The organism is Devosia epidermidihirudinis, from assembly GCF_000971295.1.
GTDB lineage: Bacteria > Pseudomonadota > Alphaproteobacteria > Rhizobiales > Devosiaceae > Devosia > Devosia epidermidihirudinis.
In genome coordinates this window covers 136,341-162,101 of the sequence record NZ_LANJ01000044.1, presented here as the reverse complement: position 1 = coordinate 162,101, position 25,761 = coordinate 136,341, and the positions used below count along the sequence as shown (strand labels likewise).

General features: G+C 61.2%; 26 protein-coding genes, 1 pseudogene and 1 riboswitch. Of the genes and pseudogenes, 17 read left to right on the top strand and 10 right to left on the bottom strand.

Translation table 11 applies throughout. The features are described from left to right. The first annotated feature begins 11 nt into the window (after positions 1-11). From WH87_RS15240 to WH87_RS15210, 7 genes are read left to right on the top strand one after another with little or no spacing between them, the layout of a single operon-like run. Positions 12-836 carry a DUF58 domain-containing protein gene (locus WH87_RS15240; RefSeq protein ID WP_052726658.1) on the top strand — a complete coding sequence of 275 codons (825 nt, stop codon included), beginning with the start codon at positions 12-14 and terminating at the stop codon, positions 834-836. Then, complete coding sequence (locus WH87_RS15235; protein ID WP_046140727.1) at positions 833-1,828, top strand: ATP-binding cassette domain-containing protein; 996 nt, start codon at positions 833-835, stop codon at positions 1,826-1,828. The genes WH87_RS15240 and WH87_RS15235 overlap by 4 nt, the downstream gene beginning before the upstream one ends. Next, positions 1,825-2,577 (top strand): ABC transporter permease, encoded by a 753-nt coding sequence (locus WH87_RS15230; protein ID WP_046140728.1) that lies wholly within the window; start codon positions 1,825-1,827, stop codon positions 2,575-2,577. The genes WH87_RS15235 and WH87_RS15230 overlap by 4 nt, the downstream gene beginning before the upstream one ends. Before the next feature lie 36 nt (positions 2,578-2,613). Continuing rightward, positions 2,614-3,627 (top strand): ABC transporter substrate-binding protein, encoded by a 1,014-nt coding sequence (locus tag WH87_RS15225; protein ID WP_046140729.1) that lies wholly within the window; start codon positions 2,614-2,616, stop codon positions 3,625-3,627. Continuing rightward, on the top strand, positions 3,624-4,490 hold the full coding sequence (locus WH87_RS15220) for an ABC transporter ATP-binding protein (RefSeq protein ID WP_082092724.1): 867 nt from the start codon (positions 3,624-3,626) through the stop codon (positions 4,488-4,490). The genes WH87_RS15225 and WH87_RS15220 overlap by 4 nt, the downstream gene beginning before the upstream one ends. Positions 4,491-4,512: 22 nt before the next feature. Continuing rightward, the gene (locus tag WH87_RS15215) at positions 4,513-5,313 is read left to right on the top strand and encodes an ABC transporter permease (RefSeq protein WP_046140730.1); all 801 of its coding nucleotides are present in this window, start codon (positions 4,513-4,515) and stop codon (positions 5,311-5,313) included. 3 nt (positions 5,314-5,316) lie between these two features. After that, complete coding sequence (locus WH87_RS15210) at positions 5,317-6,189, top strand: substrate-binding periplasmic protein (RefSeq protein WP_046140731.1); 873 nt, start codon at positions 5,317-5,319, stop codon at positions 6,187-6,189. Positions 6,190-6,192: 3 nt separating this feature from the next. Here the strand turns inward: WH87_RS15210 and WH87_RS15205 are convergent, their stop codons facing one another. The 4 genes from WH87_RS15205 to WH87_RS15190 form a co-directional block, all read right to left on the bottom strand. Then, positions 6,193-6,804, bottom strand: a complete 612-nt coding sequence (locus WH87_RS15205; RefSeq protein WP_046140732.1) for a site-2 protease family protein — start codon at positions 6,802-6,804, stop codon at positions 6,193-6,195. Then, on the bottom strand, positions 6,801-7,646 hold the full coding sequence (locus WH87_RS15200) for a substrate-binding periplasmic protein (protein ID WP_046140733.1): 846 nt from the start codon (positions 7,644-7,646) through the stop codon (positions 6,801-6,803). The genes WH87_RS15205 and WH87_RS15200 overlap by 4 nt, the downstream gene beginning before the upstream one ends. Positions 7,647-7,739: 93 nt before the next feature. Beyond that, the gene (locus WH87_RS15195; protein ID WP_046140734.1) at positions 7,740-9,500 is read right to left on the bottom strand and encodes a pyrroloquinoline quinone-dependent dehydrogenase; all 1,761 of its coding nucleotides are present in this window, start codon (positions 9,498-9,500) and stop codon (positions 7,740-7,742) included. 87 nt (positions 9,501-9,587) lie between these two features. Continuing rightward, on the bottom strand, positions 9,588-10,130 hold the full coding sequence (locus WH87_RS15190; protein ID WP_156458251.1) for a c-type cytochrome: 543 nt from the start codon (positions 10,128-10,130) through the stop codon (positions 9,588-9,590). A gap of 577 nt (positions 10,131-10,707) precedes the next feature. After that, positions 10,708-10,919: riboswitch (cobalamin riboswitch) on the top strand. Between the two features lie 97 nt (positions 10,920-11,016). On the opposite strand from WH87_RS15190, the gene WH87_RS15185 reads away from it, so the two are divergent. The 4 genes from WH87_RS15185 to WH87_RS15170 are packed head-to-tail and all read left to right on the top strand — an operon-like array spanning position 11,017 to position 14,423. Next, entirely contained in the window at positions 11,017-11,730 is a 714-nt protein-coding gene (locus WH87_RS15185; RefSeq protein WP_046140735.1) for a (2Fe-2S) ferredoxin domain-containing protein, read from the top strand. Continuing rightward, complete coding sequence (locus WH87_RS15180; RefSeq protein WP_046140736.1) at positions 11,727-12,665, top strand: ABC transporter substrate-binding protein; 939 nt, start codon at positions 11,727-11,729, stop codon at positions 12,663-12,665. Before WH87_RS15185 ends, WH87_RS15180 begins: the two co-directional genes overlap by 4 nt. Before the next feature lie 2 nt (positions 12,666-12,667). After that, on the top strand, positions 12,668-13,684 hold the full coding sequence (locus WH87_RS15175; RefSeq protein WP_046140737.1) for a FecCD family ABC transporter permease: 1,017 nt from the start codon (positions 12,668-12,670) through the stop codon (positions 13,682-13,684). Continuing rightward, positions 13,674-14,423 (top strand): ABC transporter ATP-binding protein, encoded by a 750-nt coding sequence (locus WH87_RS15170; RefSeq protein WP_046140738.1) that lies wholly within the window; start codon positions 13,674-13,676, stop codon positions 14,421-14,423. Before WH87_RS15175 ends, WH87_RS15170 begins: the two co-directional genes overlap by 11 nt. 150 nt (positions 14,424-14,573) lie before the next feature. Here the strand turns inward: WH87_RS15170 and WH87_RS15165 are convergent, their stop codons facing one another. From WH87_RS15165 to WH87_RS15155, 3 genes are all read right to left on the bottom strand, one after another. Continuing rightward, the gene (locus WH87_RS15165; RefSeq protein ID WP_046140739.1) at positions 14,574-14,972 is read right to left on the bottom strand and encodes a VOC family protein; all 399 of its coding nucleotides are present in this window, start codon (positions 14,970-14,972) and stop codon (positions 14,574-14,576) included. An 84-nt stretch (positions 14,973-15,056) separates the two neighbouring features. Further along, positions 15,057-15,431 carry a YciI family protein gene (locus WH87_RS15160; protein WP_046140740.1) on the bottom strand — a complete coding sequence of 125 codons (375 nt, stop codon included), beginning with the start codon at positions 15,429-15,431 and terminating at the stop codon, positions 15,057-15,059. A gap of 73 nt (positions 15,432-15,504) precedes the next feature. Then, entirely contained in the window at positions 15,505-16,386 is an 882-nt protein-coding gene (locus tag WH87_RS15155; RefSeq protein ID WP_245622432.1) for an EamA family transporter, read from the bottom strand. A gap of 110 nt (positions 16,387-16,496) precedes the next feature. On the opposite strand from WH87_RS15155, the gene WH87_RS15150 reads away from it, so the two are divergent. From WH87_RS15150 to WH87_RS15125, 6 genes and pseudogenes are all read left to right on the top strand, one after another. After that, positions 16,497-17,558 (top strand): aldo/keto reductase, encoded by a 1,062-nt coding sequence (locus WH87_RS15150; protein ID WP_046140742.1) that lies wholly within the window; start codon positions 16,497-16,499, stop codon positions 17,556-17,558. Next, positions 17,551-18,234: a fumarylacetoacetate hydrolase family protein gene (locus WH87_RS15145; RefSeq protein ID WP_046140743.1), complete on the top strand. Its 684-nt coding sequence runs from the start codon at positions 17,551-17,553 to the stop codon at positions 18,232-18,234. Before WH87_RS15150 ends, WH87_RS15145 begins: the two co-directional genes overlap by 8 nt. A gap of 35 nt (positions 18,235-18,269) precedes the next feature. Beyond that, on the top strand, positions 18,270-19,322 hold the full coding sequence (locus WH87_RS15140; protein ID WP_245622431.1) for an ATP-dependent DNA helicase: 1,053 nt from the start codon (positions 18,270-18,272) through the stop codon (positions 19,320-19,322). Between the two features lie 204 nt (positions 19,323-19,526). Further along, positions 19,527-21,314: pseudogene (locus tag WH87_RS15135) on the top strand (cation:proton antiporter domain-containing protein); the annotation flags it as partial. A 721-nt stretch (positions 21,315-22,035) separates the two neighbouring features. Continuing rightward, positions 22,036-22,464, top strand: a complete 429-nt coding sequence (locus WH87_RS15130; protein ID WP_046140745.1) for an RrF2 family transcriptional regulator — start codon at positions 22,036-22,038, stop codon at positions 22,462-22,464. Then, on the top strand, positions 22,461-22,847 hold the full coding sequence (locus WH87_RS15125; RefSeq protein ID WP_046140746.1) for a GFA family protein: 387 nt from the start codon (positions 22,461-22,463) through the stop codon (positions 22,845-22,847). Before WH87_RS15130 ends, WH87_RS15125 begins: the two co-directional genes overlap by 4 nt. On the opposite strand, the gene purU is transcribed toward WH87_RS15125, so the two are convergent. The 3 genes from purU to WH87_RS15110 form a co-directional block, all read right to left on the bottom strand. Then, a complete protein-coding gene (gene purU / locus WH87_RS15120; protein WP_046140747.1) occupies positions 22,844-23,698 on the bottom strand; it encodes a formyltetrahydrofolate deformylase in 855 nt (284 codons plus the stop codon). The genes WH87_RS15125 and purU overlap by 4 nt on opposite strands. Before the next feature lie 305 nt (positions 23,699-24,003). Next, positions 24,004-24,816: an ABC transporter permease subunit gene (locus WH87_RS15115; protein ID WP_046140748.1), complete on the bottom strand. Its 813-nt coding sequence runs from the start codon at positions 24,814-24,816 to the stop codon at positions 24,004-24,006. Continuing rightward, positions 24,817-25,725 carry an ABC transporter permease subunit gene (locus WH87_RS15110; protein WP_046173276.1) on the bottom strand — a complete coding sequence of 303 codons (909 nt, stop codon included), beginning with the start codon at positions 25,723-25,725 and terminating at the stop codon, positions 24,817-24,819. Positions 25,726-25,761 lie beyond the last annotated feature (36 nt).

Below are 25,761 nucleotides of genomic sequence, written 5' to 3'. Positions count from 1 at the left end.
CGCGGTTCACGATGAACCGTGCGGCGCCATCGGTTGGCATTGGCGAGCGCCGCTCGTCGAGCAAGGGCGTGGGTATCGAATTTGCTGAACACCGGCCCTATCGCACTGGTGATGACGTGCGGCACTTGGATCCGCGTGTGCTGGCGCGGTTGGGGGAATCCTATGTGCGGCAGTATTTCGTCGATCGGCAATTGCCCGTCTATGTGCTGCTCGATGGTAGCCGCTCCATGCTGGCGGGCTCGCCGCAGAAATACGAAGTGGCGGCGCAAGTTGCCCAAGTGATGGGTTTTATTGGCCTCGCCGCCGGGGATCGCGTGCAGGTCGGTTTCTCCGGGGACGGCGCCTTCCGCTGGTCGCAGCCGCTGCAGGGTCCCGCACGCTCGGATCTGCTGTTTAGCTGGTTTGACGGTCTCAAGCCGGGCGGGCAGGCGGATTTCGGTCGCGATATCGAACGCGCCGCGCGCGACATGGGCAAGGCTGCCTATGTCATTGTGGTCAGTGACTGGTGGGACGAGGGTATTGTCCGCGCGCTCGAGCAGCTCGACGGGCAGGGCCATGAAGTGATTGGCGTTCAGATCGCTGCGCCCGAAGAGATTGATCCATCCAGCGTCGGTACCGGCAGCATGCTACTGGTCGATGACGAGACCGGCGACGAACTAGAAACCGTGCTGGATGAGGCCGTACTGGCCGACTACCGCACGGCATTGGCGGAGTTCCAGCGCGATCTGCGCCAACGCCTGGTGCGCCGCGGCGGGCAGTTTTTTGCGCTATCGTCGGCCATCGACATGAAACGGTTTTTTCTGCGCGATCTTCGTGCCGCGGGGGTACTGCTTTGACTGAACACACGTCCAATCCGGCAGAGAACGCCATCGTCGTCACTGACCTCACCAAACGTTATGGCCGCATGGTGGCGCTCGATGCGGTCAACCTCACCGTGCCCAACAACACCATGTTCGCCCTGCTCGGGCCAAACGGCGCGGGCAAGACCACGCTGATCCACATCCTCTGCACCATTTTGCGCGCCGATGGTGGGCAGGCGTTTCTGGCTGGCTCTGACATTGCCCGTCAGCCGCTGCAGGCTCGGCAGAACATTGGCGTCGTGTTCCAGGAACCCAGCCTTGATGATCGGCTGACGGCATATGAAAACCTCGACTTCCATGGCCGCGTCTACAATGTGAAGGCGGCAGACCGGAAGCAGGGTATCGACGAGCTGCTCGCCCTGGTTGAGCTTGAGGACTGGCGCCACGCCGTGGTGCGGACCTTCTCGTCGGGCATGAAACGACGGCTCGAAATTGCCCGCGCGCTCTTGCACAAACCCCGTATTTTGTTCCTCGACGAGCCCACGGTTGGCCTTGATGCGCAGTCGCGCGCTGGCATCTGGAGCTATCTCGACACGCTCCGCAAGCAGCGCGATCTGACCGTCGTTGTCACCACCCACTACATTGAGGAAGTGGAGAACTGCGATCAGGTCTCGATCATCGATCACGGCAAGATCATTGCCGATGGGTCGCCCAGCCAACTCAAGCATGCCCATGGCAAGGAGACCGCCCGCGTCACCCCGCGCGATCCGGAGACCGCAACCGCGATCACTGCGAAGTTCGGCATTGTCCAGACCAGCAAGGATGGGAGCCTTATCATCGATGCCAGCGCGCCCGGCTTTGCCGACGCGTTCCTGGGCGAGTTCGGTAGCCGCATCAAGCAGGTCTCGTTCGATGTGCCCAGCCTTGAAAGCGTCTTCCTGACCCTGACCGGGCGCGAGCTTCGCGACCGGGGCGCAGATGAACACGAAAAGCGTGGCGCTGCTGGCAGGCGAGGCCGCCGCTCATGAAGATAGCGGCCTATCGGCTGGCCTTTCTCGCTGCACTGATCGGGCTATGGTGGCTGGCATCCACCATGGTGGCGCGCAATCTTGTGCCGTCACCATGGGCGACGGTGCTGGCGGCGCAGCGCCTGATCGCGGAAGGCCGTCTGATGTCGGCGCTGGGCGAAAGCCTGTCGATCTATCTGGGCGGCTATGGCGTCGCCATTCTGGTCGGCATCCCCGCCGGGCTGGTGATGGGCACCATTCGCCCGATTGGCAAGACGCTGGAAATCTTCGTCTATGCGCTGTCCGCCACCCCGCGCGTTGCCTTCATTCCGCTGATCATCGTGTTTCTGGGGCTGGGACCGCAGGCCAAGATCCTCATCATTTTCCTCGGCGCCGTCATGCCGATCCTGATCAACACCTATGCCGGTGCGCTGAATTCCGATCAGGAGCTGATCGAAATGGCGCGCTCGGTGGGCGCCAAGAAGTCGCGCATTTTCACTCAGATCATGCTGCCGGGTGCGGTGCCGTTCATTCTGGTTGGCTTGCGTGTCGGCGCCACGATTGGTTTGATCAACACCGTGGTTGCCGAGCTCTATACTGCCGTCAAAGGCCTCGGTGGCCTGCTGGCCATTTATGGCAACACGTTCCGTATGGCGGAGTATTTCGTCATCGTGCTGACGCTGGCCCTGATCGGGGTGATCGTCACCGAGGCGCTGCGTTTCCTCGAAGTCCGTCTTGGCCGCTGGCGGCGAAGCGAAGTCATTGTCTGATCGATTTTCATCACTTGCAAAAACTGGAGGGCTAAAATGAAAACTGGAATTGTTGGCACATTGATCGCCGCGCTGATGCTGGCCACTGCGCCCGCGCAAGCCGAGCCGTTCCGGCTGATTGTCACCGATCTTGAAACCCCATTGGTGCCCAATTCGGTGATGGATCTGGCCCTGCAGGAAGGCTATTTCGAGCGCGAAGGCGTCGAGGTGGAGCTGGTCCGCGTGCAGCAGACGCCATCCGCCTTGGCCGCCATTCAGGCCGGTGAAGGCGAGATGGCCAATATCGGCGTCGATGCGCTGTTGCTACTGGTCGCCGGTGGCGCCGATGATCTGCGCGCCGTCGTCTCGCCCAACAAGTCGCTGCCCTTCCTGATCGCCGCCAAAGACGCCATTGCAACGCCTGCTGATCTTGCTGGCAAGAGCTTCGGCATTGGTCGCCCCGGCAGCCTTGATCAGTCCCTCAGCACCCACGTCATGGAGGCCAGTGGCGTTGACACCAGCGGCATTGAATTTGTCGCTCTCGGCCAGCCCAATGTGCGCGCCCAGGCGCTGGTGGCCGGGCAGGTGGATGCAACCACCGTCTCGATCGGCGTGTGGAGCTCCATTCCCGATACGACGGGCCTGCATGTCCTGATCGATCAGGATGCCTATTACGCAGCCGCGCCTTTGGTCAGCAAGGTCAACATCGTCACCGCCAAGGTGCTCGACGAGCGCCATGACGACGTCAAAAAGGTCATCACCGCGCTGGTAAAGGCCTCGCGCGATTTTGCGGCCGATCCCTCGGTCTGGGTTGCGGCTATGGAAAAAGCCCGGCCCGATATCGACAAGGCGACGCTCGAGACTCTGGGCACCAGCTTTGCCAAAAGCTGGAGCGTCAATGGCGGCCTCAACAAGGCCGAACTCGATTACAGTGTGAGCTCGATGTACGAGGGCGAAGACTTCGCCTCGACCCGTCCGGTGGCGCTCACCGAGTGGGCCGACTTCACCGTGCTCGATGAAGTGCTGGCCGAGCTGGGCACCGATGCCAATCAGGATGTCGTGTCGCGATGATCGCACCAGACGCCCTGACGCAAGCAAGTGCGAGCGATGTGAAGGCTAATGCGCCGCGCATCGTGCTGCAGGGCGTCTCCAAAACCTTCAGCTCCAACAAGGGCAGCGGCACCGTTGCGCTCAAGGACGTTGATCTGTCCGTGCGCGACGGGGCTTTTGTGTCCCTGCTGGGGCCTTCGGGCTGCGGCAAGACCACGGTGTTGCGCATGGTCAACGGCCTGATCAAGCCCGATAGCGGCTCCGTGCTGGTTTCGGGCAAGGTGCCCGAGCCGGGCCCTGACATGGGCTTTGTGTTCCAGTCGTTCCGGCTCATTCCGTGGTCGAGCGTGCGCGGCAATGTCGAGTTCGCGCTGGCCGATCTGTTGCCCGATAAGGCCGAGCGCCGCGAGCGGGCTGATCGCTATATCGAGCTGGTCGGGCTCAAGCGCTTCGGCGATGCCTATCCCAGCGAGCTGTCGGGCGGCATGCGTCAGCGCGTGGCGCTGGCCCGCGCCCTGGCGACAGAGCCGAAAATCCTCCTCATGGACGAGCCCTTTGCCAGCATCGACGCGCAGACGCGCGAGCTGATGCAGATCGAACTGATGCGGCTTTGGACCGTGCGACGCTCGGTGGCGCTGTTCGTCACCCATAGCGTCGATGAAGCCATTTTGCTCGCTGATCAGGTGGTGCTGATGGGGCCGCGCCCCGGGCGCATTCTCGAGGTCATCGATGTGGGGCTGGAGCGGCCGCGCTGGAGTTACGACGTGCGCGCCGAGCCGCGCTTCATCGAGCTGCGCGCCTATTTGTGGGATCGGATCCGCACTCTGGTGCTAACCGATCCGGAATCTGATTTTTACGGTCGCGACCTCGGGTCCGCGGTCTGAGGTTTTTTGGGGAGGACCGGCTTTGGGTCTGCTTGGCGGAATTTATGCGATCTGGCTGCGCGAAGTAAAACGCGCCCTGCGCGATCGTGGCCAGTTGATTGGTGGCGTCAGCCGTCCGCTGATGTGGGTGCTGATCATGGGTATCGGCCTCAACCCCTATTTCCGGGGTGAGGTGTTTGGCGAAGTGCGTTTTGCCATCCCCTACACCTATATCCAGTTCATCTTCCCGGCCATCGTTGTTCTCAACATCATGTACACCTCCGTGCAATCGGCGGTGTCGGTGATCTGGGATCGCGAGTTCGGGTTCCTGCGCGAAGTGCTGGTCTCGCCCTTGCCGCGCTGGGCAGCACTGCTCGGCAAGATCCTGGGCGGTACCACTATTGCGGTATTCCATGGATGCCTCGTGCTTGTGCTGGCGCGCTTTGCCGATGTGACGTTCACCTTCGAGCAGCTGGCGCTGGGGCTGGTCTATATGTTCCTTCTGGCGTTCGGGCTGACCTCGTTCGGCGTCGTCATCGCCAATCATATTCGCAGCTTTGAAGGCTTCGGGGTTTTCTCCAATGCTGTCATCCTGCCGCTCTACTTCACCTCAAGTTCGGTGTTTCCGCTCGATCCGGCGCTCACGCGCGCCCAGACGCTGGTGGTCTATCCCGAATGGCTGGTGACCATCGTTGAGTGGAACCCCATCACCTATGCGGTGGATGCCCTGCGCGGAACCTTTATCAACTTCAACCAGTTCAATCCGTCTCTGGGCCCCATTGTTCTGGCTGTGATCGCCGTGGTGTTTTTCACCTGGGCGCTGTTTGATTTCCGGAAGGCCTGATCCATGGCAACCGGCGCTGTGCAATCGAGTGGTCCCAAAAAGCGGGTGCGGCCGCGCTGGCTTGGCGACGTGGGCACGCTTGTGGTCATCTTTGGTCTTTTGGGCTCGGTCTATCTGTTGCCCACCGATAGCTCGTTTTCCGAGCTGGAGCGGTCGGGACGGTTGAACGTCTGCATGCCCACGCTCTATCCGCCATTGGTGACCGATGACCCTGCTCATCCCGGCTTCGACAAGGAATTATTGGCGCTGATTGCCCAGAAGCTGCATGTGACGCTGAATGTGGTGCCCAATGCCGCCATGGCCAAGGACTTTAATCCGCGCAGCTGGCGCATTACCCGCGCCCAATGCCAGTTGGTGGCCGGTGGCATTGCGCTGACACGACCCGTGCTGTCCTATCTCGATGCGACCGACGCCTATCTGTCGACTGGCTGGGCGGTGGTCTCGCCCCAGCCCCTTGACACGCTGGAAGGCAAGACGGTCGGTTTCTTTGCCGGGCTGACCGGGCTTGACCGTGTCGCCCTCAGCCGCTCCCTGCGCGCCTCAGGCGTCAAGGCGCGCATCGTCAACACGTCTGCGGCACTCGCAGAAGGGCTGCGCGACGGCACCTACGATGCGGGCATCAGCGAGGCGCTTACGGCCCGCCAGATCGCTGGCGCCAATGACTGGACGGTGGAATGGGTCGCCGGCAATGAGGAGCGCTACCCGATCGGCATTGGGCTGTGGAAGGGTGATCTCACGCTCAAGCGCCAGGTGGTTGCTGCGCTCGATGCGCTGGAAGCTGACGGCTCGGTCGCCAAGCTGAAGGCCAAGTACGACCTGGCCGATATCGACTTTATCCAGGGCACGGCCAACGAAGTGGCGCCTGCCCTGGAATAGCCGTCAGTAGCCGGTGATGGCGTGCACCAGCGGTCCCAGAACCGCCCGCACCATCACGCCCCGGTCGATCAGGGCGAGCGCCGCAATCACCACAGCGATGATGGTGACGCGTGCATTGACCTTCTCGTAGATCGCGGGCGCGATGGCTTGCAGCAGGTGTCCGCCGGAAAAGGGGGGCAGTGGGATCAGGTTCATCAGCGCGAAGACGACGCTCATCTGGGCGAACAGCTGTAGCCAGATGTTGATCAGGTTCGATGCCGACGGTGGCAGTGTGGCTACGGTCAGTGCCCGCAGCGGCTGCACGGCCTGGCCGACGACGATGACGGCGACAAGGCTGAGCAGCACTGCGATCACCAGACCCAGGCGGCCCCGGCGCATCTGGGCAGGATCGATGTTGATCGGGCGGATCCACCCGCCCAGCGATGCGACTGCAACGACCATGCCGAGCGGATCGACATGGGAAAACGGATTGGCCGTCAGGCGACCGTCAAAGCGCGGTCCACGGTCTCCGAAGGCTGCCGCCAGCCCGGCCAGAACCAGGCCATGCACGGCACCCACCACCAGCAGCGCGACGATCCGCAGCAGGATTTGCTGCAGAGACAGATCAAAGGTCATTGCGGAAGGCTCGTGGGCCCGAGATTGTAGCGCTGGATCATGGCGTCCAGCGTACCATCACTGATCAATTCACCAATGGCCTCACCCAGGATCGAGTTGAGATAGGTGTTGTTCGAGCGCGTGGCCATGCCGATATCGGTGCGGCGGTCCACAAAGGGGAGCGGCAGGATATTGTAGCCGGCAGCCGCAGGGTCACCATCGGTGGCAAAGTACAGTGCCGGCTCCCAGATCACCGCAGCACCGATCTCGCCGCTGTTGAGCTGCTCAAGAATGCGTTCGTTGTGATAGAGTGTCGCGCGCTTCCAGCGTTTGTCGGCGGGGCGGGCGGCGATGAAACTCTGCAGGCGATTGTCGGAGACTGACAGGCTGCGCGAACCGATGCGCTGGTCCAGTGGCAGGTCTTCGATGCTCTTGAGATCGGGATTGCGACTGATCAGCAGATTGCCGGTGGACAGGTATGGCCGTGTGATCAGCACCCAGCTTGGGGCGGAGCGCGACAGCACATAGCCCATCATCACGTCGCAGTCTTCGGCGAGCAGGATGAAAATGGCATCAGGCAGATAGGGCAGGCGATAATCGAGCGGATTGGTTGGCATGCGGCCATTGGGCGTTGCCACCAGCACAGGCTCCACCAGCAGCACCGAACTGATGGTCTCTGCCAGTTCCTGCTCGAACTCGGCCATCATCCCATCGGGGTTGTAGCAAAAGGTGATGCTGTTGCCGTTCTGGCGAAGCTGGTCGCTATAGAGGTCGCGTGGCACCACATCGATGAGGGGTTGGGCCTGAACGGCTGTGCTGGTCAGCACGAGCCCCATGACCAGGGAAACCAAAAATTTGTTCAACGCAATCTCCGCTATGCGTACCGGACCGAGATGTAGAAAGGCCCGGCAAAGCTGTTGCTCCGCCGGGCCCCGTTGATCTGGGTTAGACCCTGATTACTTCTTCTGCTCTGGCAGAGCGAAGACGTAGAGCATGTTGCTGCCGGAGACGACGTCAACGGTCGAGCCCGAAGCGGTGATCAGGTCGGTTGCGTAGCCTGGGCCACCAGCTGGGATCGCGATGTACTGGCGACCATCAACTTCGTAGCTGATTGGGTGGCCGGTAGCGCGCGAACCAAGGGTAACGGACCAAACCAGCTCGCCGGTTTCCTGGTCGATTGCCTTGAAGCGACGATCAGCACCACCGGTGAAGATCAGGCCGCCTGCGGTTGCGGTGATCGAAGCGTACTGTGGGGTCTGCTGCGTCCAGCTCCACAGGGTCTTGCCGGTTTCGACATTGATTGCGTCGATACGGCCAGCGTCGGTCACGCCTTCTGGCATCTTGTAGGTGAGTTCGGTGTTGTAGACGTCGAGGCCGGTTGGCTCCTGGTCCAGCACGGTCACGTCGGCGCACATGTTGGTCAGTGGGACGAACATCACCTTGCTGGTTGGGTTGAACGCGGTTGGCGACCAGTCACGACCACCGAGGTAGGTCGGGCACATTGGCGTTGCGACGTCGACTTCGGTCGGGATGGCCGCTTCGTTGACGGTCACGAGGCCGGTGTTGTCGACGCTTTCGATCAGCGTCTGCTGAACGGTGTCACGAGCATAGATGAACTCGCCGGTCTGGGCGTCGAACTGCCACATCACGCCGGTCTTGCAAGGCACGCCGGTGAGGACGCGCTTCTTGCCTGGAGCGGCGGTGCCGAGGGCCAGCAGGCCTTCCATGTCGGCAGCAGGAGCGGAGTCGATATCCACTGGCACCATTTCATAGGTGCATTCCTGATCCCAGTTGTCGCGTGGCAGAACCTGGTGGCGCCAGACGATTTCACCGGTCTTTGGCTTCACAGCAAAGCGGGTGTTGGAACCGAACAGGGTGCCGCCAACGGTGTTGCGCTGGAATTCAGCAGCTGGGCCAGCACCGGTCGAGCCGTAGTACACCAGGTCGAGTTCTGGATCATAGGTCATCTGACCCCATGCGCCGGTCATCCAGCGCTGGTCTTCAGTCGAGTCACCCCAGGTGTCGTCGCCTTCTTCACCCTTCTTGGGGATGAAGTTGTTGCGCCAGAGTTCTTCACCGGTCGCAGCGTCGTGGCCGGTTACATAGCAACCGAACTCGGAGAACTGGCAGGTGGAACCGGCAACCACAACGCCATTGGCCACGATTGGACCGGTGGTGTTGGAGATGAGGTCGGCACCGCCGCCACGATCGCTTTCCCAAGCGACCTGACCGGTCTTGGCGTCGAGGGCAACGATGAAGTTGTCCCAGGTCGCGACGTAGATCTTGTCTTCATACAGAGCGATACCGCGCTTGTTCTCGCCGAGCGAGTTGAGCGTTGCGCGGTCTGGCAACTGACGACGGTATTCCCAGATCAGCTGGCCGGTCGCAGCGTCCATGGCCTGCACGACGTCGCCTGGAGCGGCGGTGAACAGCACGCCACCGAACTCGAGTGGTGCGGACTGCAGGTTGCCGGGCTCAAGGGCGCGGGCCCAAGCCAGGGTCAGCTGGCCGACGTTGTCTTTATTGACCTGATCGAGCGGGCTGAAGCGATAGTTGGTGATGTCACGGCCATAGGATGGCCAGTCACCAGCGTCTGGATTTGCCAGGATGGCATCAGTCACTGCAGGCAGTGCATTGATGTCAACCTGTGCAAAGGCAGTGCTACCCATGCCCAGCATCGCAACGGATGCGAGCAGGATTGAAGTACGTTTCTTCATGGTCTCTTCCCTTACCAAGGATCGCCCATTCAGTCGGGCGATTTTTTCTTTGCAGAAATTGAGTATGCGTCGACGTCGCGCGGGGCCTTACTTAGGCTTCCGCACGATATAGATGTTGGAGAGCTGGTCTTCATTGTAGACCAGTTCGGACGTGCCTGGCTCGGCGCCGTGCAGCTGGAGCACATAGGCGACGATGTTCACGTAGTCCTGCTCGTTGCCGATGGTGCCAGCCTTGCCGGGAGGCATCTGCGTGTGAGCGAAGGTGTAGAAGTCGAACAGGGAGATATCTTCCCACTTCTTGTTCAGGTTCGCGCCGGTAATGCCGGGGCCGCCTGGGCTGCCGCGACCGGTCTTGCCGTGGCAACCAGCGCAGTTCTTGGTGTAGAGCGTGGAGCCGGCTTCAGCCTGGGTTGCGGTGAAGACGCCATCCCAGATGGTGCGCTCGGACGTGTCGATATCAGCGGAATTGACAGGCTCGGATGCCTCGACAGGCACTGCGGCATCAGCTTCGGCCTTGGCGGCTGCTGCTGCGGCTTTTTGTTCCGGGGTCATGGAGTGCTGAGCATAAACCGGTGCGGAAAATGCCAGCGCGGCGAATGTGGCCGCCGCTAAAACATACTTTGAAATCAAGACTTAATCCTCTTCAAGCACTTCAAGCGTGGGAATACCAAGGGAGGAGTTGCCCAAGCTCTGGTTTGCCCTTTGCGCTCAGCTTAAGCGCCTGCGACGCACTGCCGCAAGGGTATCATCCTTGCTTCCATACTAAATCGGGCAATCGCGATCTAGTTACTTAGTATGATACGAAAGTGCGACCCGCCTTGGCGGCGAATACTGTAATTGATTTGTATTTAATCTTTCGCAGTATTGTTGGTCGTTGGCGTCAATTTTGAGAATTGACTGAAGTTGGCGTGCGTCGTTCATTAGTATTATATTTATTTCCCCTGTATTTCTGGATGGCGTTACGGAGGCTCCCTTCGGTTTTACGCTTGTACGACAATCCGACGAGGCAGTTGGTTTTGCCACTGCATGCAACAGGGCCTTCGTCATTGCGCTTTCAACAGAATTGAGGCGTTGCCGCTTATTTTCCCAATCGACGTCCGCTCTGCGGCAAATATCCACAGGTGATGGGCTCCTGCAGGACTACCCGCGCTCGATGGGCCCAATGCCGGGCCGCGCGATTGCCGCTTGAGCGCGGCGCCGCACATCGCTATGAAACAAGCCTAACGGTTCCGCCAAGCCACGGCGGATTAAAAGGGAACGCGGTGAGGATTACCCATCAGGGGCCAAAACCGCGGCTGCCCTCGCAACTGTAAGCGGCGAGCTCCGCCTTCGATAAGCCACTGGTCCCAAGGACCGGGAAGGTGAGGGAGGAGCGATCGAGCCGCGAGCCAGGAGACCTGCCGTTTCACAACCATGACGTCGGACGAGGTGTTCCGACAGGGGGCAGAAATGGGTCTTTGCACGTCTATCGTGCCGCATTGTCGTTTTTTGCCGTCTCCATTTTGGAGCGGCGACCATGGCTCATGATGCCATCCTTTATCTCGTTTCCCAGCCCTATCTGAGCGCCAGACGCCTGCGCGCCTTGAGCGACGGCCTTGTTGCGGCCTCAGCTTTGCCGGCGAAAATAGCGCGGATGGAAGGGGTGGGCATTGGCCCCACCACGGCGCTCGATGCGCTGGTGGCCGATGGCTATCGCGCCATTCTGGTGCAGCCGGTGGGCTTGCCTTTTTCCGATAGCCTTGCCGCCTGGTTGCCCGGCGCGCTGGCCCATTGGCTCGCCGATCAAGACGGCGTCACCCTGTGGCTGGCCGGCGATCAGGTCGACGACACGGCCGTGCTCGCCAGTGTCGCCCAGCAGACGATCGCCAATGCGGACAAGGCCCGCGCGGTGGATGTCAGCAAGGCTGCGCTCGATAATCCCGGCTGGCAGGATCCGCCTCCGTTCAAGCACCACGTGCTGGTGTGCGCGGGCCCGCGCTGCACCTTCCGCGAGGCCGGTTCGGTCAAGGCTGCGCTGGTCGATGCGCTCAAAGCCGCCAGTGTCTACGACGACTGTCTCATCGCGCTGACGGGCTGCCTTTATCCCTGCAATCAGGGGCCGATCGTCGCCGTCTACCCGGCGGGTCATTGGTACCGGCTCGAGACTGGTAACGACGTCACTCAATTTGCCCAGGGCCTCGCCAATGGCGCGCCCGTTCCCCAACTCATCATCCACGAGGTCCACTCATGACGCTGAAATCTCTGCTGCTCGTCTCCAGCCTTGCCGTTCTGGCAACACCCGCTCTCGCTGTGGATCGCAGCATCGATAGCTGCGGCACGGTCTCGACCTTTGAGGCGATCCCGACGCGTGTCATCACGCTCAACCAGCAGGCCACCGAGCTGATGCTGGCGCTTGGCCTCGAGGGTAATCTGATTGGGACGGCGTATATGGACGACACCATTCCAGAGCGCTGGCAGGCAGCCTATGACGGCGTCAAGGTGATCTCGGATCGTTATCCGGCGCGTGAAGTTGTGCTGGCCGAAAACCCAGACCTGCTGTTCGCCGGTTTTGCTTCGGCGTTCGGCGAAAAGGCCACGGGCCCACAGGCCGAGTGGAATGCTCTGGGTATCCCGACCTATCTGGTCAAAGCCGAATGCCGCGATCAGCATCCCCCGACCGTCAAGCTGACCACAGCGCCACTGTTCACCGATCTGGAGCGTCTCGGCGCCCTGTTCAGCGTTGAAGACCGCGCCGAGGTGATTGCCGACGACATCCACACCCGCCTCGACGCCGTCGCCGGTGCCAATCCGGGCGCAGGCCGCACCGCATTCCTGTTTGACTCGGGCACGGAAACCGCCTTCTCGGCTGGCTGCTGCGGCGCTCCGGCGCTGCTGATGGAGGCGGTGGGCCTCAAGAACATTTCGGATGGTGTCGAAGGACGGTGGGCCGATCTCGCCTGGGAAGCCGTGGCCACGGCAAAGCCAGAGGTGATCGTGCTGATCGAGGCAGCATGGTCCTCATCCGCTGAAAAGATCGAATTTCTCAAGGCCGATCCGGTCCTGTCCGAGCTCGACGCGGTCAAGAATGAGCGTTTCGTGGTCATCCCCTTCTCGGCAACCCTGCTTGGCGTGCGCTTTGTTGAAGGCGTCGAACAGCTTGGCGCAGATCTGGCGGCGCTGAAGTAAGCATGGAAAAGGCAAAGGGCAGGACAGCAACGCTGTTTACGCTGGCGGTCGTCACCTTGGTGGCGGTCAGCTTGGCCGGTGTTTATTGGGGCACGGCGGACCTGGCATGGGACGCGCGGCTCAAGGCGCTGTTGCGCCTGCCCGATGCCGAACGCCATCTTGAATTGATCATCTGGGAATGGCGCCTGCCGCGCGTCATTCTGGTGGCGCTTGTGGGCGCGGGGCTCGCGCTGGCGGGTGTGTTGATGCAAGCCCTGCTGCGCAATCCTCTGGCCGACCCCTATCTTTTGGGCCTGTCCTCGGGTGCATCGGCCGCTGCCGCCGCCGCCATTGTCTGGCTGCCCGCTGCCTTTGTGGCGACGGTTAGCTTGCCTGTGCTGGCGTTTGCCGGGGCAATGAGCGCGTTTCTCATTACGCTGGGCCTCTCGTTCAGTCCGGGTCGCGGGCTGGATCGGTTGGTGCTGATCCTCGCCGGCATTGCAGTGTCGCTGTTCTTCCAGTCGATCACGGCCTTTTTCCTCCACATCGCCGATCCGCACGTCACGCAACAGGCTCTACAATGGTTGATGGGGTCGGCAGCAGGCACCAAATGGGTCGATCTCTGGCCGCTAGCCATCACCGTGCCGATCCTGATCGTTGTGGCTTATGCTTTTGCGCCTATGCTCGACGCCATCCTACTCGGCGACGAACGGGCAACGGCGCTTGGCATTCCGGTCAATGTTCTGCGCATGGGGTTCTTCTCGGCAGCGGCCCTGCTCACCGGCTTGTCGGTGGCGGCAGCGGGCATTGTTGGTTTTGTCGGTCTCATCGTGCCGCATATGGCGCGGCTGTTGATCGGTGCTGCGCACAAGCGTCTAATTCCATTGTCGGCGCTGCTCGGGGCTATCGTCTTGGTGGTTGTGGACCTGATGTGCCGCATTGTTCTGGCGCCCAAGGAATTGCCGCTTGGCGTGCTGCTGGCACTCTTGGCAGCGCCGCCCTTTGTCCTGATCTTGCGGAGGGTGCGCCGTGGCGTCTGAACCCATTCTCGCCGTCTCCAATGTGTCCCTGCGCAAGGGACAGGCGCTCCTGCTGGATGATGTCAGCTTTGTGCTACAGCCGGGGCGCTTCTATGGCCTGCTCGGGCCCAATGGCGCCGGCAAATCCAGCCTCCTCAAAATCCTTTATCGCGCAGACAAAGCCAGCTCGGGCAGCATCAAGCTCTCTGGCCAAGAACTCGCGACAATTCCCCGCCGCGCCTATGCGTCACGCGTTGGTGCGTTGGTGCAGGAGTCGGTGAGCCTATCGGGCCTAAGCCTGCTCGAAGTGGTGCGGCTGGGTCTCCTGCCGCGACGGCTTGATCCCGCTGAAATCGACACCCGCAGCCGCGCGGCGCTGGACGATGTCGGCCTCAGCCATCGTGCCGACGACGACGCGACCCACCTCTCGGGCGGTGAGCAGCAGCGTCTGTTCTTCGCGCAGATTCTGGCACTGGCGCCCGATCTCTATCTGCTCGACGAGCCGCACAACCATCTCGATCTGCACTTCCAATATCGCCTGCTCGACCTAGTCCGCCAGCGCGGCGCGACCATCCTCGCCTCGTTCCACGACATGGGTTTGGCCGCCCGCTATTGCGATGAGGTGCTGCTGGTCGATCATGGTCGCATCGTCGGGCAGGGCCCCATCGCAAACGTGCTCAGCCGCGAACGCCTGGCCGAGACCTATCGCGTCGATGGCGCCTTTGTGGATGGCCGACTTGAGGTGCGCGGGGCGGTTTAGGCAGTGCATTGGTTCCCTAAGCCGTCCCCAAACGCGGTGTCATCCCGGCCTTGAGCCGGGATCCATCCTGAGTTGGTCGGCCCCAGAGCGGCAGCGGAGAGATCTCGAGATGGGCCCCGGCTCAAGGCCGGGGTGACCCGGTGAGTGGGGTTAATGCGCTTTCGACTGCCCAATCGCCCAGGTCACCCCAAAAGGATCCTTGAGCTGGCCATAGGTGTCGCCCCAGAACTCGAGCTTGAGCGGCTGCACGATGGTGCAACCGGCCGCAACCGCGCGGTCCCACCATTGCTGGGCGTCGTCCACCTGCAGATGTAGATTATAGCCCTGTGCCGCGACCGCCGCAAAACCGTGATCGGGGAAGAAGTCCGACAGGTAGAGCGGGGCGCCATTGACCTCGACATGGCCGTGAATGATGCGCTTGTCATCGCCCATCGTATTGCGGCCGCGCTCAATAGCGCCAAAGGCACGAATGTAAAAGTCCATCGCTTCGGCGGCGCCGTCGACATTGATATAGGGGGTAAGCCCACTGGTGGCTGGTGTGTCAGACATGGTGCTGGTTCCCTTCGGTTAGTTGTCTATGCAATCACGACGTTCAGGGTGGGTCGGCTCAGACACGGCCCGCTGAGATTTGGTTCAAAGACCAATCGTGCCCGGCTTGAAGATCGAGAGCGGGCGGATTTCATAGGCGCCCGCGCCGGGATTGGCGACGGCCAGATCTTTGGCGAAGGCAATGGCCTCGTCCAGAGTGTCGCAATCGGCGACGAAGAAACCGAGAAACTGTTCCTTGGTTTCGGCAAAGGGGCCATCAAGGATCAGCGGCGCGCCGCTGGTTTTGCGCAGTGTGGTGGCGGCAGTTGTATTTTGCAGGCGGACCACAGGGCCGAGTTTGCCTTTCTGCGCCATGCCGTCTTCGACCTGCGCCAGGCGCATCATGCAGGCGTCGTCTTCCTCCTTGCTCCAGGTGGAGACAGCCTTTTCATCATTGTAACACAGGATGGCGTAGAGCATCTTTTCCCTCCTCGGACGGAGAGAGGCTACGCCCCAAACCTGCCGCTGGTGAAGAGGGTTTGCGCAGAAATCGCTATGCGACAGGCGGGTTGGTTTTGCGCATGATGGTGGCTGTGCTGCCCAGCGAGGCAAAGATGATCGCGACGATCCCGGCGATCTGCCAGGGGTGCAGCGTCTCATGCAGAATCACCAGTCCCGAGAGCGCGGCGAGAGCCGGCTGTGCACTCATCAGAATGCCGAAGGTGCGCGCCGGGATATGGGGCAGTGAGACCATGTCGAGCGCATAGGGAATGGCGCTGGAAAGCAGCGCCACGCCAAGCGCAATTGGCAGGATCGTCGGATCGAGCAGTTTGCTGCCCGCGCTGGCAATGCCGAACGGCATGGCGATGATTGCTGCCAGCGCCACGCCCAAAGCTGCGATATGAGCGCCTCCGCCCGTACCCGCCCGCTGGCCGAACACAATGTAGCCTGCCCAGCACGCGCCGGCACACAGCGCCAGCACGACGCCGATGGGGTCGAGCCCGCCTGCGGCCTGACCGAGTGGCAGGAGCATGGCAAGGCCACCCACGGCGAACAAAATCCAGACGAAGTCGAGCGGCTTGCGTGATCCGGCCAGGGCAACTGCCAGCGGGCCGGTGAACTCCAGCGCCACGGCCACGCCCAGCGGAATGGTCTCGAGGGCGGCATAAAAGAACATGTTCATCGCGCCCATGGCGATGCCGTAGAGCAAAACAGCCCGCCACTGCAAAATAGTCACCGTTTGGCGCCATGGGCGAAACACTGTGACTAACACGATGGCCGCAAGTGTGAGGCGCAATGTGGTGGCGCCAGCGGCCCCCACAAGTGGAAACAGACCCTTGGCAAACGAGGCGCCGATCTGGGTAAAGACCATGCCGAGCGTAATGAGGGAGACGGGCAGAAGAGCTGACTGAGGCCGCAATGCAGGTACTTTCAAGGTGTTACCACCATTTAGCAGCCTTTGGGCATGGCGTCACGGCCACCGACAGCGATTGACCCGACTCTGAATGCCCATTAGCCCTACAGGCGGAACAAAGGAGGAATGGCATGGAATACCGCTATCTCGGCCGCTCAGGCTTGAAGGTGTCGACATTGACCATGGGCACCATGACCTTTGGCGGCTCGGAAAAGGTTGGGGCGACGGCGCAAGACGATGCGACGCGCCAGATCGACCTGTGCCTCGATGCAGGGATCAATCTGCTCGACACGGCCAATGTCTACAATGCCGGGGTCTCCGAGGAAATGATTGGCGTGGCGCTGGCCGAGAATGGTCGCCGCCAGAAAGCACTCGTAGCCACCAAGGTCCGCTTCAAGATGGGCGATGGGCCCAACGAGATCGGCCTCAGCCGTCACCATATTATTGCCCAGGCCGAAGCCAGCCTTAAGCGCTTGAAAACAGACGTTATTGATCTCTATCAGGTCCACGAATGGGACGGCATGACGCCCATCGAGGAGACGATGGAAGCGCTCGATACCCTGATCAAGCAGGGCAAAGTCCGCTATATCGGCTGCTCAAATTATTCGGGCTGGCATATCATGAAGGCGCTGCAGGCCGCCGACAAAAACCACGGCCAGCGCTTCATCAGCCAGCAGATCCACTACACGCTGCATTCGCGCGAAGCCGAATATGAACTGATCCCGATCACTGGGGATCAAGGCCTTGGCGTCCTCATCTGGTCGCCGCTGGCCGGTGGTTTGCTCTCGGGCAAATACCGTCGCAACGGTGGCCCTGACAGCGGGCGCCATGTCGGCGGCTTCCGCGAGCCGCCGGTTTATGACTGGGAGAAGCTCTACGACATCGTCGATGTGATCGTGGATATTGCTGATGACCGCGGCGTGTCGGGTGCACAGGTTGCGCTGGCATGGTCGCTGGGGCGGCCGGGTGTAACCTCGGTGATCATCGGTGGCCGCAATGATGCCCAGTTCAAAGACAATCTGGCGGCAGCCGAGTTGAAGCTGACGGCGGAAGAGCGCGCGCGACTTGACGCGGTCAGCCGTCCACCGCTGCTCTATCCTTATTGGCATCAGACGTTTACGGCGCAGGACCGGTTAGGCCCTGTCGATCGAAACCTGATCGAACCCTATGCAGAGGAATTGAACCGTGGCTGACTTCCTCTTCGAGCCGCATGCGCCGGTTTCCATTCCAATCGCGCGGGGTGGGTTGTTCGCGGTGCGCCGCGTCTATTGCGTCGGCCGCAACTATGCCGAGCACATCCGTGAGATGGGCAATGACGAGCGCGATCCGCCGTTCTTTTTTGCCAAGCCCGCCGATGCTGTGGTCGTGGGCGGTGCACCTTTGCCCTACCCGCCGCAGACGCAGGACCTGCAGCACGAAATCGAGCTGGTTGTTGCCATTGGCAAAGACGGCGCTGATATCTCGGTCGAGGATGCACTGGATCATGTCTATGGCTATGCCGCCGGGCTCGATATGACGCGCCGCGACATTCAGGCTTCTGCCAAAAAGGCCGGCCGGCCCTGGGAAATGGCCAAGGCGTTCGATTATTCCGCTCCGATTGGCACCATCGAGCCCGCCAGCGTCATTGGTCACCCGACCAAGGGCGCGATCAGCTTTTCGGTCAATGGTGCGGTGCGACAGACTGGCGATCTCGCCGAGCAGATCTGGAGCGTTGCTGAATCCATTGCCTATCTCAGCGGTTTTGTAACGCTGAAGGCCGGCGATATCATCATGACGGGAACGCCCGCTGGTGTTAGTGCCGTGGTGCAGGGCGATGTGCTCGAAGGCAGCATCGAAGGCGTGGGCACGGTCAGGACGAAGATTATCTGATGGTTGAATGGTCGCCCCAGCAGGATGCGGCGCTGATGTCCGTATCCAGATGGCTCAAGGATCGCGATGGGCCGCAGGTGTTTCGCCTGTTCGGCTGGGCCGGCACCGGCAAGTCGACGCTTGCCGTGCATCTGGCGCAGGACGTGCGCAACGTCAAATACGCGGCTTTCACCGGCAAGGCCGCGCTGGTCATGCGCAAGCGCGGTTGCAAGGGTGCCCAGACCATCCATTCGCTGATCTACAGCCTGGTCAGCGAAAAGGACGGCGAGCCCCGCTTCGTGCTCGATCCAGAATCCCCGGCGGCAGACGCTGACCTCATCGTCATCGACGAAGTCTCGATGGTCGATGAACAACTGGGTGCAGACCTGCTCAGCTTTGGCGTCAAGGTTTTGGTGCTGGGCGATCCGTTCCAGCTGCCGCCAGTGCAGGGCGCGGGCTATTTCACTTCTGTCGAACCCGACATTATGTTGACCGAGATTCACCGCCAGGCGGCGGATAACCCCATCATTCATCTATCGATGCAGGTGCGCGAGGGTGGGTTCCTCGAACGCGGCACCTATGGAGATTCCATCGTCGTCGGGCGCGAGCAGGTTGATCGCAATGCGGTGCTGGAAGCCGATCAGGTGCTGGTTGGTCGCAACAAGACCCGCCTGACCTATAACGACCGCCTGCGCGAGCTCAAGGGCCTACCGTTTCACGAGCCGGTGCTGGGCGACCGGATGGTGTGCCTGCGCAACAATCCGCGCAAGAAGTTGCTCAATGGGCAGATCTGGATCGTCACCGAAGCGACGCGCCGCACCAATGGCAAGTGGTCGCTTCTTTTGGGCGCGGATGAAGGCAAGGGCGAGGCCAAGGTTCTGACGCACAAGGCGTTCTTCTCAGGCGAAGAGGATGCGATGAGCTGGCCGGAGCGCCGCCAGTTTGACGAGTTCACCTTTGGCTATTGCCTCACCGTCCACAAGGCGCAGGGCAGTCAGTGGGATAATGTCTATCTGTTCGACGAAAGCTTCGTGTTCCGCGAGGAACGCGCGCGCTGGCTCTATACCGGCATTACCCGTGCCGCCGAAAAGATCACGGTGGTTTCCTAGCGGGGCCGCTGCGCGCGGATGTCCCTGCGTGGCCACAACAAAGACAAACTGATCGTGCGCATGACATGGTGAAATGCCGTGCAGCCGCACCGATCCGTTGCTCGCGTTTTGCGGGCAACCCGCTTGTTCAGAATGGGTTCATCGCCCATCTTGCAAGTGAGGTTTCCTTGTTTTGTTGGTCGCACATAGCTGCGGAGGTATCGCATGCACCATGACACGCCCCTGATCACCACGATCGTCGCGGGTCTCGTCCTTGCGTACATTTTTGGCATGATTGCCAACCGCTTCCGACTGCCCCCTCTGGTCGGCTACCTTTTTGCTGGCATTCTCGTCGGCCCCCATACCCCCGGTTTCGTTGCCGATCAGGCGCTTGGCGCTGAGTTGGCAGAACTCGGCGTCATTCTGCTGATGTTCGGCGTGGGTCTGCATTTCTCCCTCAAGGATTTGATGAGCGTTCGGGCGCTCGCTATTCCTGGGGCGCTGGTGCAGATCGCCTTTGCGACTCTGCTCGGGCTGGGCCTTGCCATGCTGTTGGGCTGGGGTGTTGGTGCGGGGCTCTTGTTTGGTCTGGCGCTGTCTGTGGCCTCGACCGTGGTGCTGCTCAAGGCGCTGCAGGACCGGAGGCTGATTGAGACTGAACGCGGCCGTATCGCGGTGGGATGGCTCATCGTTGAAGACCTGGCCATGGTGCTGGCGCTGGTGTTGATCCCGGCCATTGCAAGCCTCAACGGTATCGACAGCGGCGTGCATGACCCGTTCGTGTCCTTCGTCGAGCGCATTGTCGGTGGCTCGGTTGGAATCTGGGGCGTGCTGGCGCTCACCGTCGTCAAGGTCGCGGCCTTTGTCGGCTTCATGCTGATCGTGGGGCGTCGCGTTATTCCCTGGGCGCTGCACGGTACCGCCCATACCGGCAGTCGTGAGCTGTTCCGGCTCGCCGTTCTTGCCATCGCGCTCGGCGTGGCACTGGGCTCTGCGGTGCTGTTTGGCGTCTCGCTGGCGCTTGGTGCGTTCTTTGCGGGCATGATCCTGAGTGAGAGCGAACTCAGCCATCGGGCCGCGCAGGAAACCCTGCCGCTGCGTGACGCCTTCTCGGTGCTGTTCTTTGTGTCGGTTGGCATGCTGTTTGATCCGATGATCATCGTCACCAATCCGCTGCCCGTGCTGGCCACGGTGTTCATCATCGTCATCGGCAAGTCCGCGGCAGCGTTCGGCATTGTGCTGTTGTTCAAGCGACCGGTGGCCACCGCACTGACAATTTCCGCGTCATTGGCGCAGATCGGCGAATTCTCCTTCATCCTGGCCAGCATGGGCGTCGCCTTGGCCATCCTGCCCCAGGAAGGGCAGGACTTGATACTTGCGGGCGCGTTGATTTCCATTGTGCTCAATCCGATTGTGTTTTGGGGCGTTGATCTGATGAAGCCACGGCTCGAGGCCGGCGCCGCGCGCCGCAAGGCAGGCAGGGTCGAGCCGGGCTCGGATGTGCGTATCGAGCCGACAGACCGCGTCGAAGCCGCCGTCGGACCGATCACCACCGATGCACCGAGCGAGCCTGCGGTGGATCGCGGTGCGCCGGGTGCCGATGACGATACGCCCGAGCCATCGCGGCAAACCAATCACACGATCATCGTTGGCTATGGTCAGGTCGGACGCGTTGTCGCCGAGGGCCTTGTGGCGGCAGGATCACCCCTCGTGGTCATCGAGGACTCCGACCATGACGTCGCTGCTGCGCGCGCATTGGGCATTGAAGTTGTGTTTGGCAACGCGGCAAGCGCCGATGTGCTCAAGCTCGCCAATCTTGAGGCGGCCAAGACACTGCTGATCGCCATTTCCAACGGTTTTGAGGCTGGCACGGTTTGCGAGTCTGGCAGGAAATACAATCCGGGCATCCGCATCGTCACCCGTGCCTATTCCGAAGATGAGGAAGCGCATCTGCGCGGTCTCGGCGCCGACACGGTCATTCGCGGCGAGCGCGAGATCGGTCTTGGCATGCTGGCCTGGCTGCGGGGTGAGCGCACTGAGGATGAAAAGCTCAAGCCCGTTCCCGTTGAGCCGGTCTTCCAGTCGAGCGAAAACCTGCTTGAAAAGGTCGCCGCCACCGCAGCTACAGCGCCGGTCGTCTTGCCGGTGGACGTCGAAGCCGTGCTGGAAGACCTGGCGGTTGAGCCCGAACCGGTGGTCACTGTGCTAGAGGACGCCTCCATACCTCTCGCTGAGGAACCGACGGAGATCGTGGTGCTCGATGCGCCTGTCAGCGAAACAGTGATCCCATTGCCGCCGCCGGCTGAGGCAGAAGTTCCGCCTGCTGCCACACTCGAGGTGGTCGAACCGCCGCCCACCTTCGGCGAGGCGCCAGCGGAGATTGACGAATTTGTCGGGTCAGAAGAGCCCACTCAGGCGGTGGCCGCGTCCGATATTGATGTGGCTGTAAAGCCTGAAGAGGACAAGCCGGAGGCACCATCTGCGGCGGCTCTGCCAGAGGTGATTATCCTGCCGCCCCCTGAGGACGCTGAAGCCACAGAAATACCCGAAACTGGGGAAGATGAAGCGACAGTCCATCCAGAGCAAAAGCCTGAGAATATTGTGCCCCCGGTGACGCCAGAGCCGAAAAACTAGCTCTTGTCAAAGGATTGGGTCAGCGCCAAGTTCAGGCGGGTTGCTATTGTCCGCTTGACGTGAGTCCAGAGGCTGGAAATGGCCTTGGGGAGTTAGGCAAATGATCTCGCAAAAAGCCAAATATGCGCTGCGCGCCCTGGTGTCACTGGCCCGCACCGGGCGCGGTGAGACCATGATGATCGGCGAGATCTCCAAAGAACAGTCGATCCCCAAGAAGTTCCTCGAGCAGATCCTGCTGGAACTCAAGCGTGCTGGCTACGTTGCCAGCCGCCGTGGCCGGGCAGGCGGCTATGAGCTGCTGATGGCGCCCGAGCGCATCATGTATGGCGATGTGCTGCGCCTGATCGACGGGCCGATCGCCCCCTTGCCATGCCTTTCCAAAATCGCCTATCGCAAGTGCGAAGACTGTCGCGAGGAAGCCTCCTGCGAGGTCCGTCACGTGTTTGAGCGGGTGACGCTGGCGACGCGCGAGGTGCTCGACCAGACCAGCCTTGCTGACTCGCTCCGCCTTGAGGAATTGCCTGTTTGACTGAAATCTATTCCGGCGGCTGCCTGTGTGGCGGCATTCGTTTTGAAGCTCGGGGCGAACCGGGCAATCCGCACAGCTGCTCATGCCGGTTCTGCCAGCAGCATAGTGGCGCGCTAACGGTGGCCTGGGTGGAGTTTCCCAGCGATCAGGTGAAATGGTTGAGCGCTGGGGGCAAGCCGTCCATCTTTCGCTCGTCGGACTATTCCAGCCGGGCGTTTTGCCCAGCTTGTGGCAGCTCGATCGGCGCGATTGATGATGCGCCGACCATTGCCTTGCTGGTGGGCTCATTTGACGAGCCGGGCGCAGAGGCACTAAAGCCCCTGAGCCATTCCTTTGAGGATGGCTGCCCGCGCTGGTGGCAGCCCCGGGTTCTTCTGGACTAGCCGAACACCACGGTCTTTTTGCCATTGAGCATGACACGGCTTTCAAGGTGCAGCTTGACGGCGCGCGCCAGCACACGACTTTCGATATCGCGGCCTGCGGCCACCAGATCATCCGGGCTCATGGCATGGGTCACGCGCGCTGTTTCCTGCTCAATGATCGGGCCTTCGTCGAGGTCTGGCGTCACATAGTGCGCAGTCGCGCCGATGATCTTGACGCCGCGCTCATGGGCCTGATGATAGGGCTTTGCGCCCTTGAAGCTCGGCAGGAACGAGTGGTGGATGTTGATGACCTGACCGAACAGACGAGTGGAGAGGTTATCAGACAGCACCTGCATGTAACGTGCCAGCACCACGATATCGGCTTCGGACTGCTTGACGATGGCCAGCACCTGTTCTTCCTGCGCGGCCTTGGTGTCCTTGGTCACCGGCAGCAGGTGGAACGGAATACCGGCATCGCGCGCGATCTTTTCGGCATCGGGGTGGTTGGAGATGATCGCCGCAACATCGGCATCGAGCCAGCCGACGCGGATCTGATAGAGCAGATGCAGCAAGGTGTGGTCGAACTTGCTGACGAGAATGACGATGCGCTTGCGACGGCTCTCGGCGACCAGGGTGGTCTTCATCGAGAAGCGTTCGATGGGGGATTTCAGCGCGCGCTCAATGGTCTCGCTGGTCACGCCAGCGGGCGCGGCGAAAGCCAGGCGCATGAAAAAGCGACCGGTCTCGCGATCCCAGAACTGGTTGGATTCAGCGATATTGGCGTCGAGCGCGGCAAGCTCGGTGGTCACTGCAGCAACGATGCCGGGGCGATCGGCGCAGGACAGGGTCAGCACGAAATTGGCCGAGGACATGAGGCGTCTCCAGTAGTCTCGGCAGCGGTATCAATGGGTTGGGCGCTGACGTCAAGCGCGCAATAAAAAAGGGCTGCCCTTGAGGGCAGCCCTTCCTGAGTTTCGGCCTCGAGGGCCTGGAGGTTTAGTGCTAGCCGAGAACCTCCCGCGCCAGCACTACAAATCCAAGACCTTCTTCGAGCGCCGTAATCTCATAAGACATTGGATCACCTCCTTCACGTTGGTTGAACATGCAAGAATGGTGCGCCGATTTTTTCGATCTGTCTAGTGTCACACTCTTGTCACGCTAGCGATCGGTTCTGGCCTCAGGCCCGCGCCTTTTTTGGGCGCGAGCGGAGCTGCAGAATTGTGGCGGCAAAGACGCCGAGCGCCACGATGCCGATAATGATGGTGGCTAGCGCGTTGACGTCGGGTGATACGCCCAGCTTGACCTTGGAGAAGATGACCATAGGCAGGGTGGACGAGCCCGGGCCCGAGACAAAGCTGGCAATAACCAGATCGTCGAGCGAGAGCGTGAAGGCCAAAAGCCATCCCGAGACCAGCGCCGGGGCGATGATGGGCAAGGTGATATCGAAGAACACCCGCACCGGGCTTGCGCCCAGATCCATGGCTGCTTCTTCAAGGCTCATGTCGAAATCGGCAAGACGCGACTGCACGACGACGCAGACATAGGCCATGCAGAAGGTGGAGTGCGCGATGATAATGGTGACGATGCCGCGTCCAGCGGGCCAGCCCAGCGTGCTTTCCATCGCAACGAACAACAGCAGCAGTGCAAGGCCGGTGATGACGTCTGGCATGACCAGAGGCGCCGAAACGGTACCAGCCAGCACGGTGCGGCCCCGAAACTTGCGGAACCGCACAAGGGCCACAGCGCACAGCGTGCCCAGCACCAGCGCAATGGTGGCGCTGAAGAAAGCGATCTGCAGGCTCAGCCAGGCCGCGCCCAGCATCTGTGGGTCCGCAAAGAGCGCACCGTACCATTTGGTCGAAAAGCCCGACCAAATGGTGACCAGTCGGTTTTCGTTAAACGAGAACACCACCAGCGAGATGATGGGCGCGTAGAGGAACACGAAACCCAGGCTTGCTGCGATGGGAAGAAACCAGCCGCGACGGAACATCTACTTGCTCATCTCATTGTCCTGCACCGCGTCCTGAGCGCGCTGCAAGAGCATGATGGGAATGACCACGGCCACCAGCATGGCAATGGCAACGGCGGCGGCGCGGGGCCAGTTGGTATTGGCAAAGAATTCGTCCCACAGGACGCGGCCGATCATCAGCGTGCTTGGTCCACCGAGGAGCGATGGAATAACGAATTCTCCAATCGCCGGAATGAACACCAGCATGGACCCGGCGATGATGCCGGGCATGGATAGCGGCAGCGTGATCGAGAGGAACGTGCGGAGCGGGCGGGCGCCGAGATCAGCCGACGCCTCCAGCAGTGCGCCATCGAGCTTCACCAGATTGGTGTAGAGCGGCAAGATCATGAAGGGCAGGTAGGTATAGACGATGCCGACATAGACGGCGAAGTCGGTCTGCATCATCACCACGGGCGGAATGCCGAACACGCCGAGCAGCTGATTGATGACGCCATTGCCGCTCATGAAGCCGCTCAGCGCATAAACGCGCAGCAAGAATGAGCTCCAGAATGGCAGGATCACCAGCATGAGCAGGATATTGCGCCACTGATCGGGGGCACGGGCGATGGCATAGGCCATCGGATAGCCGATGATCAGGGTGATCACTGTCGAGATGAAAGCGATCTTGATCGAGCTGAGATAGGCCGCAACATAGAGGTTGTCGGTGAACAGGCGCAGATAGTTCGACAGATGCAGCGTCAGCTGCACCGTGCCGCCTTCGGTCGTCAGAAGCGGCGTGTAGGGTGGACGGCCGAACTGTTTGACCGACAACGAGATGCCGAACACCACCAGCAGCGGCACCAGAAAGAATACGGTGAGCCAGATGGCTGGCGCCGCGATAACCAGTGCCTTGCCCGAGATGCCGACAGCCGCAAGCCCACGCTCGACCATAGTCCATGGCCGGCGGCGGGGTGGGGGTGGCAGTTC

Bases quoted from the DNA above. Each gene is read 5' to 3' on its own strand.
- WH87_RS15160 (WP_046140740.1), bottom strand. From the start codon at position 15,431: ATGCTCTACGCCATCCTGTGTTACAATGATGAAAAGGCTGTCTCCACC.
- WH87_RS15230 (WP_046140728.1), top strand. From the start codon at position 1,825: ATGAAGATAGCGGCCTATCGGCTGGCCTTTCTCGCTGCACTGATCGGG.
- WH87_RS15240 (WP_052726658.1), top strand. From the start codon at position 12: ATGAACCGTGCGGCGCCATCGGTTGGCATTGGCGAGCGCCGCTCGTCG.
- purU (WP_046140747.1), bottom strand. From the start codon at position 23,698: ATGTCCTCGGCCAATTTCGTGCTGACCCTGTCCTGCGCCGATCGCCCC.
- WH87_RS15115 (WP_046140748.1), bottom strand. From the start codon at position 24,816: ATGTTCCGTCGCGGCTGGTTTCTTCCCATCGCAGCAAGCCTGGGTTTC.
- WH87_RS15140 (WP_245622431.1), top strand. From the start codon at position 18,270: ATGTCCGTATCCAGATGGCTCAAGGATCGCGATGGGCCGCAGGTGTTT.
- WH87_RS15210 (WP_046140731.1), top strand. From the start codon at position 5,317: ATGGCAACCGGCGCTGTGCAATCGAGTGGTCCCAAAAAGCGGGTGCGG.
- WH87_RS15185 (WP_046140735.1), top strand. From the start codon at position 11,017: ATGGCTCATGATGCCATCCTTTATCTCGTTTCCCAGCCCTATCTGAGC.
- WH87_RS15195 (WP_046140734.1), bottom strand. From the start codon at position 9,500: ATGAAGAAACGTACTTCAATCCTGCTCGCATCCGTTGCGATGCTGGGC.
- WH87_RS15225 (WP_046140729.1), top strand. From the start codon at position 2,614: ATGAAAACTGGAATTGTTGGCACATTGATCGCCGCGCTGATGCTGGCC.
- WH87_RS15150 (WP_046140742.1), top strand. From the start codon at position 16,497: ATGGAATACCGCTATCTCGGCCGCTCAGGCTTGAAGGTGTCGACATTG.
- WH87_RS15180 (WP_046140736.1), top strand. From the start codon at position 11,727: ATGACGCTGAAATCTCTGCTGCTCGTCTCCAGCCTTGCCGTTCTGGCA.
- WH87_RS15110 (WP_046173276.1), bottom strand. From the start codon at position 25,725: ATGGTCGAGCGTGGGCTTGCGGCTGTCGGCATCTCGGGCAAGGCACTG.
- WH87_RS15175 (WP_046140737.1), top strand. From the start codon at position 12,668: ATGGAAAAGGCAAAGGGCAGGACAGCAACGCTGTTTACGCTGGCGGTC.
- WH87_RS15165 (WP_046140739.1), bottom strand. From the start codon at position 14,972: ATGTCTGACACACCAGCCACCAGTGGGCTTACCCCCTATATCAATGTC.
- WH87_RS15220 (WP_082092724.1), top strand. From the start codon at position 3,624: ATGATCGCACCAGACGCCCTGACGCAAGCAAGTGCGAGCGATGTGAAG.
- WH87_RS15130 (WP_046140745.1), top strand. From the start codon at position 22,036: ATGATCTCGCAAAAAGCCAAATATGCGCTGCGCGCCCTGGTGTCACTG.
- WH87_RS15205 (WP_046140732.1), bottom strand. From the start codon at position 6,804: ATGACCTTTGATCTGTCTCTGCAGCAAATCCTGCTGCGGATCGTCGCG.